Origin of the sequence: Candidatus Accumulibacter phosphatis, from assembly GCF_012939955.1 — a bacterium.
Classification (GTDB): Bacteria; Pseudomonadota; Gammaproteobacteria; order Burkholderiales; family Rhodocyclaceae; genus Accumulibacter; species Accumulibacter delftensis.
This window is the reverse complement of the sequence record NZ_SPMY01000063.1, coordinates 1-16340: the sequence shown is the minus strand read 5'-3', so window position 1 is coordinate 16340 and position 16340 is coordinate 1. Positions and strand designations below refer to the sequence as shown.

General features: G+C 61.6%; 10 protein-coding genes and 1 pseudogene. 1 reads left to right on the top strand and 10 read right to left on the bottom strand.

From position 1 onward, the window contains the following. A partial coding sequence (locus E4Q23_RS18910; RefSeq protein ID WP_272873715.1) for an IS4 family transposase occupies positions 1–385 on the top strand: 385 nt, incomplete at its 5' end. A 787-nt stretch (positions 386–1172) separates the two neighbouring features. Here the strand turns inward: E4Q23_RS18910 and E4Q23_RS18905 are convergent. From E4Q23_RS18905 to aceE, 10 genes and pseudogenes are all read right to left on the bottom strand, one after another. Continuing rightward, a complete protein-coding gene (locus tag E4Q23_RS18905; RefSeq protein WP_169068083.1) occupies positions 1173–1958 on the bottom strand; it encodes a lipopolysaccharide kinase InaA family protein in 786 nt (261 codons plus the stop codon). Positions 1959–1973: 15 nt separating this feature from the next. After that, a complete protein-coding gene (locus E4Q23_RS18900) occupies positions 1974–2651 on the bottom strand; it encodes a class I SAM-dependent methyltransferase (RefSeq protein WP_169068084.1) in 678 nt (225 codons plus the stop codon). 160 nt (positions 2652–2811) lie between these two features. Beyond that, complete coding sequence (locus tag E4Q23_RS18895; protein WP_169068082.1) at positions 2812–3303, bottom strand: NUDIX domain-containing protein; 492 nt, start codon at positions 3301–3303, stop codon at positions 2812–2814. Further along, positions 3300–4340, bottom strand: a complete 1041-nt coding sequence (locus tag E4Q23_RS18890; protein WP_169068081.1) for a threonine aldolase family protein — start codon at positions 4338–4340, stop codon at positions 3300–3302. The genes E4Q23_RS18895 and E4Q23_RS18890 overlap by 4 nt, the downstream gene beginning before the upstream one ends. Before the next feature lie 53 nt (positions 4341–4393). After that, positions 4394–7009, bottom strand: a complete 2616-nt coding sequence (gene alaS, locus E4Q23_RS18885) for an alanine--tRNA ligase (protein ID WP_169068080.1) — start codon at positions 7007–7009, stop codon at positions 4394–4396. Continuing rightward, positions 6918–7871, bottom strand: coding sequence for a glycerophosphodiester phosphodiesterase (gene ugpQ / locus E4Q23_RS18880; protein WP_336511735.1), 954 nt, complete (start codon positions 7869–7871; stop codon positions 6918–6920). Before ugpQ ends, alaS begins: the two co-directional genes overlap by 92 nt. Next, positions 7868–9127, bottom strand: coding sequence for an extracellular solute-binding protein (locus E4Q23_RS18875; RefSeq protein WP_169068079.1), 1260 nt, complete (start codon positions 9125–9127; stop codon positions 7868–7870). Before E4Q23_RS18875 ends, ugpQ begins: the two co-directional genes overlap by 4 nt. Before the next feature lie 1116 nt (positions 9128–10243). Then, positions 10244–11995, bottom strand: a complete 1752-nt coding sequence (gene lpdA / locus E4Q23_RS18870) for a dihydrolipoyl dehydrogenase (RefSeq protein WP_169068078.1) — start codon at positions 11993–11995, stop codon at positions 10244–10246. A gap of 13 nt (positions 11996–12008) precedes the next feature. Next, entirely contained in the window at positions 12009–13637 is a 1629-nt protein-coding gene (gene aceF, locus E4Q23_RS18865; protein WP_169068077.1) for a dihydrolipoyllysine-residue acetyltransferase, read from the bottom strand. A 12-nt stretch (positions 13638–13649) separates the two neighbouring features. Next, positions 13650–16254, bottom strand: a pseudogene (aceE, locus tag E4Q23_RS18860) (pyruvate dehydrogenase (acetyl-transferring), homodimeric type). Between the last annotated feature and the right edge of the window lie 86 nt (positions 16255–16340).

The window sequence follows — 16340 nt, the reverse complement described above, 5'->3', positions numbered from 1 at the left end:
CTTCCACATCCTCAAGAACGGCTGCCGCATTGAGGCTCTGCAACTGGGAACCATCGCTGGTCTGCAACGTGCCATCGCACTCTACCTCATGGTCTCCTGGCGGATTGCTGTGCTGATGCGATTCGGCCGAACCTGCCCCGAATTGCCCGCCGACTTGTTCTTCCACGAAGATGAATGGCATGCCGCCTACCTCCTTCACAAGAAGAAACCACCCGCTGACCTCCCAACTCTCAACCAGGTCCTGAGATTGGTCGCCATGCTCGGCGGCTTCCTTGCACGCAAAGGCGACGGAGAACCGGGCGTCAAAACCATCTGGCTCGGTTTGCAGCGTGTCATGGATTGCGCTATCGGCCTCCAGTTCATGCGTCAGGCAGATCCTGGGTAAGTTGTGTATAAGGCTATGCTGTCAAGGGCATCTGACCTGAAACGCATGGCAGAAAAAGCTTCGCTGAACACTGCACTGATCCATGGGCGATTCAACCAGGAGCCCGGCACACCGGCCAGCCCTGCTTGTCGAAAAAAAAAAGCAAGACCCTACTGTCGTGACCTACCACCACATTCGTACTGACCGAACGGCCAATTTACAATGTTCTCGTAATGGGCCAATCGCTTCGCTGCGGATGTTTGACATTCCCCGACGTCCGTTGGTAATACCGAAAATCGGGTGAATCGGAACTACGGCCGGTTATACGCCGCGCCCGTATGGAAAAAAGCATGCAAGGGGGAAAACCGACAGCAAGACGTGAGTGGTACAGCAAATGCGCAGCGCGTTTGCGCTCCATTGAGAGGGGGGCTTGGGGGAGGATGCCCGACTATCTGCGCACTCACCAGCCGGACAGAAATCCTTCAACACCACGAAAACCAGTCTAGTAGGCGTATCAAGCCCAGTCAAGAAGCAATCTGCTGTCCAACGCTCTGCGAAAAATAGCCGTCGTGGAACTGCGGTTACCACCGCTGGCCAGTGGTCAGCCGAGCGCGAACGGCACAGCAGCGTTGGTCAGACCGGTCGCTACAGCGTTCTGCCACGCGAAGATAGGCTCGAACACATTTCGGTCGAAGGGGTCGTCGAAAGCTCGGCGAGGCGGAACGACGGTTGGCTGCAAACAATCCTGGCCCAACTGAGGAATGTCAGGCAGCGCTGTGCGCCAGCAGCAAGCGCTGATCCACAGACTTCAAACCCTGCGTTTCTTGTCGACCAATCTCTTGACGATACGGCGCAGGAGTTTTTTTGACTCCACACTCAGATGATCTTCGTCGCGATAGGCCAGGAAGAATCTGAGACGATCAGTCCTTGACCAGCCTTCAGCGCAGCGATACAGCGAGTACAAATCGCGTGTCGCGATAATCGACCTGATCGGCCGCCACTTGGCTTTTTCCAGATCGATCAGGCGCACGTCAGCGGCCCCGCCGGGCTCTTCCTTGACAAAGATATGCTTGAGGTACAGGCAGTTATGTTGCAGGCGTGCATCGTGCATCTGACGCAGCGTCTTCGCCACTCGGGCAATCAATGGCCGGCGTCTGCCTTTAGCTAACTGGTCTATTGGTTTGTAGCACGGCGCATCGAAGGGCTGATAGCCTGCAAGCTCCCGGGTAACCACAATGGCTCGCAGCTTTCCGGCAACGGTCTTCTGACAGTAGTAGATCGGTTCCAGCGTGGGCACGCCAAGCTTGCGAAAGTTGAGAATATTTCGGAATTCTCGTTCAAAAGTGGCCGTGAGCCGGAAAAGATTTCGCCATGAGCGGAAGAAATGATTTTCCTGACGCTTGATGAAAACCCCGACGTTTCCGCCCTCGGGGAGAGCGATACTTGTTCTGATGACACCGCTCCAGCCACCTCGCCTGTAGTTTGGCGGCTCGAACCAGTCATCCTTGTTCAGCTCCCACAGGGCTTCGAAGCTCTCCAGATGGTTGTGCTTAAGGATGGGCAACCAGGCGTCGTTGAAATATTCCTTGAGCACGGTCTACGACGCCAGTCAGATCTTCTTGAGCACGTAGGTGCGCCACATGTGGTAATACTTGATGAAATCAAGGCTGGCCTCGACTCTGAAGCCGCTGTCTTTGAACTCCTGCTCAATGCGCTTTGCGGGAATCACCAGGCGATTCTGGTACTGATGCGCACCCCTGGCTTTCTCGCGTCGCCTTCTAATCCAGGACTTGTAGTTGCCATCAACCCACAGTGAAATAATCACCGAACTCGACGCCACCCGGTGGAATGTCTTGAGAAGAGTCATACGATCTTCAGCTTTCGCCAGATGGTGCACAAAGCGAATACAGAAGACACATTCCACAAAATCGTCAGGCACTGGCAAGCTGAATGCGGATGCCTGGAAAGAAGACTGGATACGCTTGCTGATGGCGGCAGGGCGGTATTTGAGGCCAGCGTCGATCATGTTCTGGCTATAGTCACTGGCATGAATGATGCGGTCCGGCTGTTCCGCCAGAACGTCCCAGAACCGGCCCGTGCCACACGGCGCATCAAGAACCGATTTTGGATCGCCTGCAAGTTTCAGGGCTTTCCTGGCAATCTGATGGTCGCGCCAGTTCGAAAGCTTGCGCCAGAATTCATTCTCATGCTTGTCAAAATAATACTTCGCATGCGCTTCATCATACTTTCCCGAGAACTCCAAGTTCGGGACGGGCTGTTCTTCCATGATCTGGCCTTGGTAAGTCGTTGAGGAACGGTTCTCTGTTGGCAAGGCGACATTATAGGTCAAGACGGCGCGCTGCCGCGACCACAGGTCTAGCAGCCGGCAGGGCCCGGCCCCGGGCGGCGGCGCCAATGGCAAAGCTGGGCCGTACCGGCGAACGCCTTCAGACCCCAGAGCGCCGAGCCAACCAGTCACTCACTGCCAACCCGGTCCCGAAATCCCAGGGCTTCAGCTTCTCCGGTGCAATCAGCCGGAACTCGGCAAGCTCTTCGTTGAGACCGATCTCCCCTTGCCCGACGACATGGTAGGCGATGATCACTTCGTGCTTGCGCGCGAAGGGATAGACGCCGATCAGCGTCGTTGCCAGTGTGTTCAGGCCGAGTTCTTCCTTGACCTCACGTGCGACACCGGCGACCGGGTCTTCGCCACGCTCGAGAAAACCGCTGATCAGCCCGAACGCCCCTGCGGCCCAGGCCCGGTTGCGCGCCAGCACGACCCGGCCCTGATACTCGACCAGGGCCGCCAGCACCGGTGCCGGGTTGTCCCAATGCACGAAGCCGCAGCCGGCACTGCACGCCAGCCGCGGCAGTCCACCCTCCTCGCAGGCCGCGAGGCGCGCGGCACAGCAGGGGCAGAACTGCCAGCCAGGGGTCACGAGCTTGCCGGCAATGCCGACAACGCGCGGACGTCGTCCAGAAAGCGATCAACGGTCTCCGGCGCCGTATCCCAGCCGCACATCAGGCGTGCGCCGCCGGCGCCGATGAAGGTGTAGAAGAGCCAGCCGCGCTCGCGCAGGCCCTGCTCGACGACGCGCGGCAGGTGTACGAAAACGCCATTGGCGTCGACCGGAAAAAGTGTCTGCAAACCAGCGATTTTTGCCAGGCCGCTGGCCAGTTGCCGGGCCATTGCGTTGGCGTGCGCGGCGTGGCGTAACCAGCTGTCGTTTTCGAGAATTCCAAGCCACGGTGCGGAAAGGTAGCGCATCTTCGACGCCAGCTGGCCGGCCTGCTTGCAGCGATAGGCAAAGTCTTCGGCCAGACGGCGGTCGAAGAAGACGACCGCTTCGCCAATCGGCAGCCCCATCTTGGTGCCGCCAAAGCAGAGTACGTCGACACCGGCGCGCCAGGTCAGCTCGGCCGGCGCAACGCCAAGGCTGGCGACGGCGTTGGCAAAGCGGGCGCCATCCATATGCACCCGCAGCCCCAGCTCGCGTGCCGTCGTGGTGATGGCGCGCAATTCATCGGGACGGTAGACGGTGCCGACTTCGCTGGCCTGGGTCAGGGTCACGACTTTCGGCTTGGGATAATGGATATCGCTGCGCCGGGTCACCGCTTCTTCGATCACCGCCGGCGTCAGCTTGCCCTCTTCGCCGGCGAGCGCGAGCAACTTGGCGCCGTTGGAAAAGAACTCCGGTGCGCCACACTCGTCGGTTTCGACGTGCGCCAACTGGTGGCAAATGACGCTGTGGTAAGACTGGCAGAGCGCGGCAAGCGCCAGCGAATTGGCCGCCGTCCCGTTGAAGACAAAGTACACGTCGCACTCGGTCTCGAACACTTCACGCAAGCGGTCGGCAGCGCGCAGCGTCCACTGGTCGTCGCCGTAGGAGCGGACGTGGCCAGCGTTGGCCGCCAGCAAGGCGGCCAGGGCCTCCGGACAAATGCCGGCGTAGTTGTCACTGGCGAAGTGCTGCATTGTTGGCTTCGTTATCATTCCGATTCCAGGTCAGATCCTTGCCCGCGGCTGAATCACAGGCGCTGGTCGACCCATGCCGCCACCGAGGCCAGTGCGGCCGGCAGCTTTTCCGGTTCGTTGCCGCCGGCTTGCGCCATGTCCGGCCGACCACCACCTTTGCCGCCGATCTGGCGGGCGACCATATTCACCAGCTCGCCCGCCTTGAGCTTGCCGGTCAGGTCGGCGGTGACCCCGGCGATCAGCGTTACCTTGCCTTCGCTGGTCGAGGAGACGACAACAACTGCGCTCTTCAACTTGTCACGCAACTTGTCGACCGCGGCGCGCAGGGCGTTGACGTCGGCGCCTTCCATGAGCGTCGCGAGAACCTTGACCCCCTTGACATCGACTGCCTGCGTGAGCATGTCGTCGCCTTGCGCGGACGCCAGCCTGGCCTTCAGGCGCGCCAGTTCCTTTTCCAGCGCACGAACATTGTCGAGCACCTGCGCGAGCTTGGCCGGGACTTCGGCGACCGGCGCCTTGAAAGCCGCGGCCGCTTCGGCCAGCATCGCCTGCTGCTGCTGCACCAGCGCCAACGCGACATCACCGGTAACCGCCTCGACACGCCTGATGCCGGCCGCGACGCCGGTCTCGGAGACGATCTTGAAGAGACCGATATCGCCCGTGCGGCGAACATGCACGCCGCCGCAGAATTCGATCGATGAACCGATCGTCTGCACGCGCACCTGATCGCCGTATTTCTCGCCGAAAAGCATCATCGCCCCCGACTTACGAGCCTCGTCGATGGCCATGATGCGGGCCTCGGCAGCGGCATTGGCGAGAATTTCGTCATTGACGATGCGCTCGACGCGGCGAATCTCCTCGGCACTCATCGGCGCATTGTGCGCAAAGTCGAAACGGGTCTTTTCCGGGTCAACCAGTGAGCCCTTCTGCTGCACGTGCGCACCAAGCACTTCGCGCAGCGCCTTGTGCATCAGGTGTGTCGCCGAGTGGTTGCGCACGGTGCGTGCGCGCGCGACGACATCGACGCGGGCGGCAAGCTTGTCGCCAACGGCGATCGCGCCGGTTCTGACGATCCCCTGATGACCGAAGACAGCGGCCTGGATTTTCTGCGTATCCTCGACGGCGAAAATACCCTGCGCACCCTGCAAGACGCCGCGATCGCCCACCTGACCACCCGACTCGGCGTAAAACGGCGTCGCGTCGACAACGACGACGCCCAGTTCGCCTTCCTTGAGTTCATCGACCGGGCTGCCATCCCTGTATAGCGCCAGCACCTGGCCATTGAAGTCAAGCGCGTCATAACCGTGAAAGGCCGTCTCCGGACCGCTGTAGTCGAGCGCGGCGGCCATCCTGAACTTGCCGGCGGCGCGTGCCTGCTCTTTCTGATGGGCCATCGCCGCATCGAAAGCGGCGACATCGACGCAGACTCCCCGCTCACGGCAGACGTCGGCCGTCAGATCAAGCGGAAAACCAAAGGTGTCATGCAGCTTGAAGGCGATGGCACCGTTGAAAACGCCGTCACCGGCCAAGGCCGCGAGTTCGCTCTCGAGGAGGCTCATACCGTGCTCGATGGTCTCGAAAAAGCGCACCTCTTCCTGGCGCAGCACTTCGCTGACACGCTCCTGACTGCTCACCAGTTCGGGGTAGGCAGCGCCCATTTCAGCGACCAGGTCGGGCACCATGCGGTGGAAGAAAGCGGCGCGTGCCCCAAGCTTGTAGCCATGTCGAATGGCTCGCCGGATGATCCGCCGCAGGACGTAGCCGCGGCCTTCGTTACCCGGAATGACGCCGTCGGCGAGGAGAAAGGAACAGGCGCGAATGTGGTCGGCGAGCACCCGCAGCGATGGGCTGTCGCTATCGGCCGACGCGGTTTCGCGAGCCGCGGCAGCAATCAGGCGGGCAAAGAGGTCAATCTCGTAGTTGCTGTGCACATGCTGCAGGACCGCCGCCGTCCGTTCGAGCCCCATGCCGGTGTCGACCGATGGCTTTGGCAAGGGGTGCATGACGCCGGCCTCGTCGCGGTTGAACTGCATGAAGACGTTGTTCCAGATCTCGATGTAACGGTCGCCCTCTTCGTCGGCCGAACCGGGGGGACCACCAGGAATGTCTTCGCCGTGATCGTAAAAAATCTCGGTGCACGGACCACAGGGACCTGTATCGCCCATCATCCAGAAGTTGTCGGAGGCGTAGCGCGCGCCCTTGTTGTCGCCAATGCGGATCACCCGCTCGGCGGGCACGCCGATCTCTTTGGTCCAGATTGCGTAGGCTTCGTCGTCCTCGGCATAGACGGTCACCCACAGGCGATCTGCTGGCAGCCCATAGACATCGACGAGCAATTCCCAGGCGTAGCGGATCGCATCCAGCTTGAAGTAATCGCCGAAGGAGAAATTGCCGAGCATTTCGAAAAAAGTATGGTGACGCGCCGTGTAGCCGACATTTTCGAGGTCGTTGTGCTTGCCACCGGCGCGAACGCACTTCTGGGACGTCGTCGCCCGCTGGTAGGGACGCTTGTCGAAACCGAGAAAGACATCCTTGAACTGGTTCATGCCGGCGTTGGTGAACAACAGCGTCGGGTCGTCATGCGGCACCAGCGAACTCGATGCGACGATCTGGTGGCCTTTGGATGCAAAGAACTGGAGGAACTTCTCGCGAATTTCGGCGCTGCTCATGGGGGGGCTTTTCATCGTCGTCCATACCCGCTCGGGGTCGTTCAAAAGCTGCGATTTTAACGTGAAAGCCGCAGCCACCACCGGCCAATGCCGGGCAGTCGCCCGGCGCAGCCCGGCTCAGCTGTCGCGCACGCAGTCGATGCGATCGCTGAACACCGCTATCACGCCACGTCGAAAAAAGTGCTTCGGCGGCAAGCGGCTCATTAACCGTATAGCAGAGCACAGGTATGCCGTTGGCTCGAGCGCTGCTGAGTACGTTGTCGTCGAGACGCTCGGCATCACAATGCAGGCTCAGCGCCGCGACACGATTGATGCGCGTCGGCCAATCGTCCGGCGGAGCTTCGTAGAGCGCGCCGAGCGGCAGTTCGGGCGCCGCCGCGCGCGCCGCCAGCAGCGCCTCTTCCGAAAACGAAGAAACCAGTGGCAACTCGGCGCCAGCCCAGAGTTCGCGCACCTGCCGAGCAACGACCTCGCCGGTCAGCGCCTCAAAACCGACGGCTGGCTTGATTTCGACGTTGACCATCAACCCCAGCTGCCGACAGAGCAAGGCCGCCGACTCGAGCGTGGGAATCGGCTCGCCCAGAAAAGCCGCGTGCTGATGCGCCCCCGCGTCGAGGGTCCGCAAGCTCGCATCGCGCGTCTCGCAGACCCGCCCGAAGCCATTGCTGGTGCGCTCTAGCCCTTCGTCGTGTAGCAGCCACGGCGAGCCGTCGGCCGACAGCATGACGTCGAACTCGACTGCCCGCACGCCCATGCGGGCAGCGACGCGCAGGCCAGCCAGGGTGTTCTCCGGCGCCAGCGCACCACCGCAGCGGTGCGCGAAAACGCGCGGCAGCGCCCAGCCGAGCCGCGGACGAATCACTTCAACAACTGCACCTTGAGCGCCGCCGGCAACACCTCATTGCCACGCTCGACGGCATTATCGAGCGCCTCCTTGGCCGGCTTCCGACCATCCCAGGCCGCTTCCAGCTCTTCCTCGACGATGACCCGCACCGGTTCGATCTGCGAAACACGCAGCGGGTGCAAAGAGCCCTTGCCTTGCAACTGCAGGTAAGCGACGTCGAGATTGGCAACGTCGGCCTGCAAAAGCTTACTATTGGCGGCCGCGCGGGCCACTGGAGTCATCGGCAGAAAGCCTTCCATGGCGGAGAACTCGACCTGCAGAGCCGGTTCCAGCAGGAAGCTGATAAACATGGCCACGCCCTTGTACTCGTCGGCATTCTTGCCGCCCCCGACCCACAGCGAAGCGCCGTCGGCCAGCGTCTGCTGTGGCGAGCCTTGCACATCATCGTGATAGGGCAGCGCCGAAACACCGGTCTCGACCTTGCGGTCATCGCGCAGCGCGCCGTAGAGTGAAGAGGTACTGGTCAGCATGCCACACTCGCCTGCCGCAAAACGCCGATCAGCCTCGTCACGACGACCGAAATAGGCAAAGAATTTGGCCTTCGACCAGGTCGTCAGCATCGCCGTGTGCTTGACCTGAACCAGGCCGTTGAAGTCCAGCTTGCCCTTTGCATCGGCAATCTCGCCACCATTCCAGGCGCTCAGATTATCGATATGCACCCACGCCGGCCAGGACGTGGTGTAAGGGCAGTCGCTGCCGGAATCGAACAGCTTGTCGGCCGCTTTCTGTGCCTCGACCCAGGTCTTCGGTGGCTTTTCGGGGTCCAGGCCAGCCTTGCGGAAAGCATCCTTGTTGATGTAGAGAACTGGCGTGGACAAGGCCACCGGCAAAGCAAACAAATTCCCCTTGGCATCGTCAAGGCCAACACGCAAGTCAGGCGACAGCTTGCGGCTGTCGAAAGGCTGTTTCGCCTGCTTCATCACCTGGTAGAGAGGCTTGAAATCGGCCTTGCTGGCTTGAAATTTGGCCTGTTCTTCGCGGGTAACCAGATTGATGTGTTTCGGCGCGTCACCGTCGACGCGGCGCGTGATGTTGATCTGATAGTCTTTCTGCCGCTCATTGAAACGTGCGACGAATTTCTCGAGTCTTTCGCCCTGTCCTTCATCCAGGCGGTGCGAGAGATCAATGGGTATCGGTGCCGCGGACACCGAGAAAGCAAGCGGGGCAGCAAGAACGATTGCCACTGCAGACGGGAGAAATTTGAGTAGGCGCATCTCGATCCTGAAAGTAGGTAACAGAGCCCGGCATTATAGCGGTAGCTGCTGCCAGTCAAGGTGTTCACTTTGCAGCCATTGGCACGACAGCGTCCCGCACCACTGAGACCCGCCTCGAGGCCCGTTTCGCCCCGCTTATTCATGCCGCGGCACAGGTGTCGGAAAACTTTACACTTACGAAACCATGGCCGCTACATGCGCCTGTAGAACATTGATCTAATTGATTTGTAAAACACTGGCTTGGTTTTTTCTTTTCACAACCGTCCGTGATGCGTAGACCGTTGCGATGAATTTCCTTGATGGCTTTGCAGCGGGCTGTTCACGCTTCGCAAGGACGCGGGCTGGCAAAGCCCGTAGTCAGATACAGAGTATTTCCGCCCCAATGGCGACCGAAAAAACAGGGCAACTCTGAGGACTTGCCCGTAACCACAGACAGGAGTCATGCACCATGTAGAAAAAACTTGCCGCCGCCGCCATCTGCGCTGCGTTTGCCGCTGCACCAACCCATGCCGCCGTCGTGTGGTCGTTCGACTATACGGATGCAGCGGGCGTCGGCTTCAACCACCTCACAGACGGTACTGTACGCCAGAATGAACTCCAGTCCGCTGCCAACTACGTCAGCAGCTTTCTGACCAGCTATTCCACGACCCTCTACATGACTGTCGATGGCAGCGGCAGTACGCCGGGTAACCTGGCGTCGGCCGGTTCGAATTACAACGCATCGAACCCCGGCCCCGGCTTTGGCGATCAGGGTGACGTCATGAGGAAAATTCTCGGTGGCGACGCTGCCGATCGGATAACGGGACGGCGACCGTCTGTGGATCAAGGCAGACCCGAACACGGCGGGTGCCGCGGTGCATCACGTGCACATCGACTTCGACGCGCCCACCGTGACGCAGCCCACCATGTATCTCCTCTCGGGTCGCCAACGCATCCTTCAGACCGGCTGGCAGTGTTTTGTGCGGGGCATCCTGGTCGAACCTTGAGTGCAGGCCGTGGATTCCCGGCCGGCCCCCTTCCCGTCATGGCAACGAAACGCCAGGCAAGATAACACACAACGCCGCCGCACTTCACGTGCGGCGGCGTTGTCGTAACTACGGCCGGCGGTCGCTCCGCCTACTTCTTCTTCATCGCCGGCAGGTCAGTACACACGCCCTCATAAACTTCAGCGGCCATGCCCACCGACTCACCCAGGGTCGGGTGCGGGTGGATGGTGTGGCCGATGTCGGCGGCGTCGCAGCCCATTTCCACCGCCAGGCAGACTTCGCCGATCAGGTCGCCGGCGTGGGTGCCGACGATACCGCCGCCGATCACCCGGTGCGTCGCTTCGTCGAAGATCAGCTTGGTGAAGCCTTCTTCGCGACCATTGGCCAGCGCGCGACCCGATGCCGCCCAGGGAAAGACGCTCTTGCCATACTTGATGCCTTCGGCGCGGCACTGATCTTCGGTCTTGCCGGCCCAGGCGATTTCCGGATCGGTGTAGGCCACCGAGGGAATCTGCAGGGCATCGAAACAGCGCTTGCTGCCGTGTGCGGCTTCGGCAGCGACGTGCGCCTCATGCACCGCCTTGTGGGCGAGCATCGGCTGGCCGACGAGATCGCCGATGGCGAAGACGTGCGGCACATTGGTCCGCAACTGCGCATCAACCGCGATGAAGCCGCGGTCGCTGACCGCGACGCCGGCCTTGTCGGCAGCCAGCTTGCCGCCATTCGGCGAACGACCGACGGCGACCAGCACCAGGTCGAAGCTTTCCTTCTCGTCGTTGCTGTAGGTGACCTCGATGCCATCGGCCTTGGCCGCAGCGGCGACGACGCCGGTATTGAGCAGGATGCGGTCGAAGCGATGAGCGTTCTTCTTCTCCCAGACCTTGACCAGATCGCGGTCGGCACCGGGCATGACGATCGGCCCGAGTTCGACGACCGTGATGCGCGAACCGAGCGCCGAGTAGACGGTGGCCATTTCCAGGCCGATGATGCCGGCGCCAACGACCAGCATGCGTTTCGGAATCTGGCGCAGTTCGAGGGCACCGGTGGAGTCGACCACGCGCGGGTCGTCATTGGGCATGAACGGCAGCGCAATCGGTTGCGAACCTGCAGCGATGATCGCTTTCTGGAACTTGACGATCTTCTTGCCGCCGTCGGCAAGCGTCACTTCGACATGGTTGGGATCGAGAAACTGCCCGACACCTTGCACGACTTCAACCTTGCGCCCTTTGGCCATGCCGGCAAGACCGCCGGTCAGCTTGCCGACGACCTTGTCCTTGTGCGCGCGCAATTTATCGAGGTCGACGCTGGGAGCGGCGAAGCTGACCCCGCAGTCGGCCATGTGCTGCGCCTCCTCCATGACCCCGGCGATGTGCAGCAGCGCCTTGGAGGGAATGCAGCCGACGTTCAGACAGACGCCGCCGAGCGTTGCGTAACGCTCGACGAGAACCGTCTTCATGCCCAGGTCGGCGCTGCGGAAAGCGGCTGAATAGCCGCCCGGGCCGGCACCGAGAACGAGCATCTCGCACTCGATGTCGGCACTGCCGCTGATCGCTGCTGCGGCCTGCGGTGCCGGAGCGACAGCTGCCGCCGGCGCTGCGGCGGCGGCAGCCGGTGCCGCGGCTGCCGAGGCCGGCACGGCCTCGCTGGTCTCGATCAGAACCACCACCGCGCCCTCGGAGATCTTGTCCCCCAGCTTGACCTTCACTTCCTTGACGACGCCAGCGACGCTGCTCGGAACATCCATCGTCGCCTTGTCGGATTCGAGGGTGACCAAGGCATCGTCGAGCTTGATGGTATCGCCAACCGCAACGCAGACGTCGATCACCGGCACGTCCTGGTAGTCACCGATGTCGGGCACTTTTACTTCAATGATCTGGCTCATGGTCTTCTCCCGATCAAAGCAGCACGCGTCGCATGTCGGCGAGCAACTGGGCAAGGTAGACGTTGAAGCGAGTGGCCAGCGCGCCGTCGATCACACGGTGGTCGGCGCTCAGCGACATCGGCAGGATCAGCCGCGGCGCGAACTCGCGGCCGTTCCAGACCGGTTTCATCACCGACTTGTTGACCCCCAGAATGGCCACTTCCGGCGCATTGACGATCGGCGAGAAATAGGTACCGCCGATGCCGCCCAGGCTGGAGATGGTGAAGCAGGCGCCGGACATGTCGGCCGGACCGAGCTTGCCGTCGCGCGCCTTCCTCGCCAGTTCGCCGCTCTCGATGACGATCTCCGTCACCGATTTCTGGTCGGCGTTCTTGACCACCGGTACGACCAGTCCGTTCGGCGTGTCGGCAGCGAAAGCAATATTGAAATACTGCTTCATTATCAGATTGTCGCCGTCCAGAGAGCTGTTGAACGCCGGGAACTTCTTCAGCGCCATGACGCTGGCCTTGATCAGGAAGGCGAGCATGGTGATCTTTGTCCCTGACTTCTCATTCTCCTTGTTCATCGCCACGCGAAAGGCTTCGAGGTCGGTGATGTCGGCGTCTTCGTGATAGGTCACGGCCGGGATCATCACCCAGTTGCGTGCCAGATTCTGTGCCGAAATCTTCGCGATCCGCGACAGAGGCTTGACTTCGACAGCGCCAAACTTGGCGAAGTTGACTTTTGGCCAGGGCAGCAGATCGAGACCACCGCCCAGCGCAGCAGCGGCGGCAGCCGAAGCGGCCGGCCCGGCGCTCAAGACGCCCTTGACGTAGGCGCTGACGTCTTCCTTGAGGATCCGTGACTTGGGGCCACTCGGAGTGACCTTGGACAGGTCGACACCGAGCTCACGGGCCAACAGACGCACGGAAGGACTGGCGTGGGTCTTGGCGCCGAGGGCCAGACCAGCGGCTGGCGGCACAACGGCCGCTGCCGACGGCGGGCTGGCGACTGCGGCCGCGGCCGCAGCCGGGGCACTCGCTGGCGCACTCGCCGCAGTGGCGGCAACGGCAGCAAGCGAAGCGCCGCCCGCGCCCTCGAGAACGACGACCACCGCACCAGCGGAAATCTTGTCGCCGAGCTTGACCTTGATCTCCTTGACCACGCCGGCCGCCGATGACGGCACGTCCATGGTCGCCTTGTCCGACTCAAGCGTCACCAGCGCATCGTCGAGCTTGACCGTGTCACCGACCTTGACGCAGATGTCGATCACCGGCACATCGCTGTAGTCCCCGATATCGGGGACGCTGACCTCGACCACTGCTCCGCCAGCGGCTGCCGGAGCAGCTGCCGGGGTGGCGACTGGAGCAGCGACTGGAGCGCCGGCAGCTGCAGCCACCGGCGCGGCTGCGGCAGTTTCGCCGGCCGCTTCGAGAACGACGACCACCGCGCCTTCCGAGATTTTGTCACCCAGCTTGACGCGCACTTCCTTGACCACCCCAGCCGCCGAAGACGGCACGTCCATCGTCGCCTTGTCGGATTCCAGGGTCACCAGAGCGTCATCGACCTTGACGACGTCACCAGCCTTGACACAGATGTCGATCACCGGCACGTCGCTGTAGTCACCGATATCAGGGACTTTTACTTCGATCATTTGACTCATCAGAGGGCTCCCTTAAACCGTCATCGGATTGGGTTTGTTCACGTCGATGCCGTACTTGGCGATCGCCGTGGCAACCGTCTGCTGCTCGATCGCTCCCTCGTCGGCGAGCGCTTTCAGCGCGGCAACGGTGACCCAGCGGCGATCGACTTCGAAGAAGTGACGCAGCTGCTCGCGCGTGTCCGAGCGACCGAAGCCGTCGGTACCCAGCGTCACGTAGCGACGGTTGACGAAGGGGCGAATCTGCTCGGCGTACATCCTGACGTAGTCGGTCGCCGCAACGATCGGACCACGCGTGTCAGCCAGGCATTTTTCGACGTGCGACAGGCGCTGTTTTTCGGTCGGGTGGAGCATGTTCCAGCGCTGCACGTCGTTGCCGTCACGTGCCAGCTCGCCAAAGCCGGGGCAACCCCAGAGGTCAGCATCGACACCCCAATCGTTCTTGAGCAGCTCGGCGGCAGCAATGACTTCGCGGAAAATGGTTCCCGAACCCAGCAGCTGCACGCGTGGCGTCGCCGGCTTGCTATCCGGGGACGCACCGCGACGCAGCAGGTACATACCCTTGAGGATATCGGCCTCGGCGCCGGCCGGCATTTCCGGATGCTCGTAGTTCTCGTTCATCACCGTGATGTAATAGAAGACATCCTCCTGTTCCTGGTACATCCGGCGCATGCCTTCGCGCATGACCACCGCGACTTCGAAGGAGAAGCTGGGGTCATAGCTGATACAGTTCGGAATCAGTCCGGAGAGAATCAGCGAATGACCATCTTCGTGCTGCAGACCTTCACCGTTCAGGGTCGTCCTGCCGGCAGTACCGCCGATCAGGAAGCCCCGCGCGCGCTGGTCGCCAGCCGCCCAGCAAAGGTCCATGACGCGTTGAAATCCGAACATGGAATAGCAGATGTAGAAGGGGATCATCTGCACGCCATGCACCGAGTAGGCGGTCGCCGCGGCGATCCAGTCGCTCATTGCGCCGGCTTCGTTGATTCCTTCCTGCAGTACCTGGCCGTCGATCGACTCCTTGTAGAACATCAGCTGGTCATGGTCTTCCGGAACGTACTTCTGACCTTGCTGGTTCCAGATGCCGATCTGGCGGAAGAGGCCTTCCATGCCGAAGGTGCGTGATTCGTCGGGCACGATCGGGACCACGTGGCGGCCGATCTTCTTGTCCTTGAGCAGGATGTTGAGGAAACGGACGATAGACATCGTCGTCGACACCTCGCGGCCCTCGCCCGACGCCTTGAGCAAGGCATCGAAGGCCGGGAGCTCCGGAATGTCCAGCGCTTCGGCACTACGTCGGCGTTGCGGCAGATAGCCGCCGAGGTCCATCCGCCGCTGCCGCATGTAGGTCAACTCGGGCGAGCCTTCCTCGAACTTCAGGTAAGGCAGTTCCTTGAGCTGATCGTCGGCGACCGGCAGGTTGAAGCGATCTCGGAAGCGCTTGATGGCCTCGAAATCGAGTTTCTTCTGCTGGTGCGAGATGTTCATCGCCTCACCGGCCTGGCCCATGCCGAAGCCCTTGATGGTCTTGGCCAGAATCAGCGTCGGCTGACCCTGATGTTCCACAGCCGCCTTGTAGGCGCTGAAGATCTTGAAGATGTCGTGGCCCCCGCGGTTCAGCCCCCAGACCTGTTCGTCGGTCCAGTCCGCGACCAGTTCCTTGAGTTCCGGACTATTGAAGAAGTGCTCGCGGACGTAAGCGCCATCCTTGGCCTTGAAGGTCTGGTACTCGCCGTCCACCGCCTCCATCATGCGTTGCTTGAGGATGCCCTTCTTGTCGCGCTGCAGGAGCGTGTCCCATTGCGTTCCCCAGACCAGCTTGATGACGTTCCAGCCGGCGCCGCGGAAAGTGCCTTCGAGTTCCTGGATGATCTTGCCGTTGCCGCGCACCGGCCCGTCGAGACGCTGCAGGTTGCAGTTGATGACGAAAATCAGGTTGTCCAGTTTCTCGCGCGCGGCCATGCCGATGGCGCCCAGCGATTCGACCTCGTCGGTTTCGCCGTCGCCCAGAAAAGCCCAGACCTTGCGGTCGCCAGCGGTGATGAAGCCGCGGCTGTCGAGGTACTTCATGAAACGCGCCTGGTAGATCGCCTGGATCGGACCGAGGCCCATCGAGACGGTCGGGAACTGCCAGAAGTCAGGCATCAGCCACGGATGCGGGTAGGACGAGACACCCTTGCCATCGACTTCCTGCCTGAAGCAGTCCATCTGCTCGTCGGTCAGCCGCCCGAGCAGATGCGCGCGCGCATAAACCCCAGGCACCGAGTGCCCCTGAAAGAAGATCAGGTCGCCACCGTGCTGCTCGGAAGGCGCGTGCCAGAACCAGGAGAAGCCGACGTCGTAGAGGGCCGCCGCCGAGGCAAACGAAGCGATGTGGCCGCCGACGTTGCTGTCCTTGTTGGCACGCACGACCATCGCCATGGCATTCCAGCGAATGTAGTTGTGAATCCGGATTTCGAGATCCGCGTTGCCGGGATACTTGGGCTGCTGATCGACCGGAATGGTGTTGATGTACTCGGTGGTGGCGCTGTAGGGAATATCGATTCCCTCCTGGCGGGCGTGGGAAATCAGGCCGTCAATCAGGTAGTGAGCGCGCTCGGCGCTTCCCGATCNNNNTCAGTGCGTCTTGCCATTCCTGTGTCTCTTGCGGGTCGCATCGGTGATGCCGGCCGACGGCGCGTTTTCGGGCAGAGCTGCCATGGACTT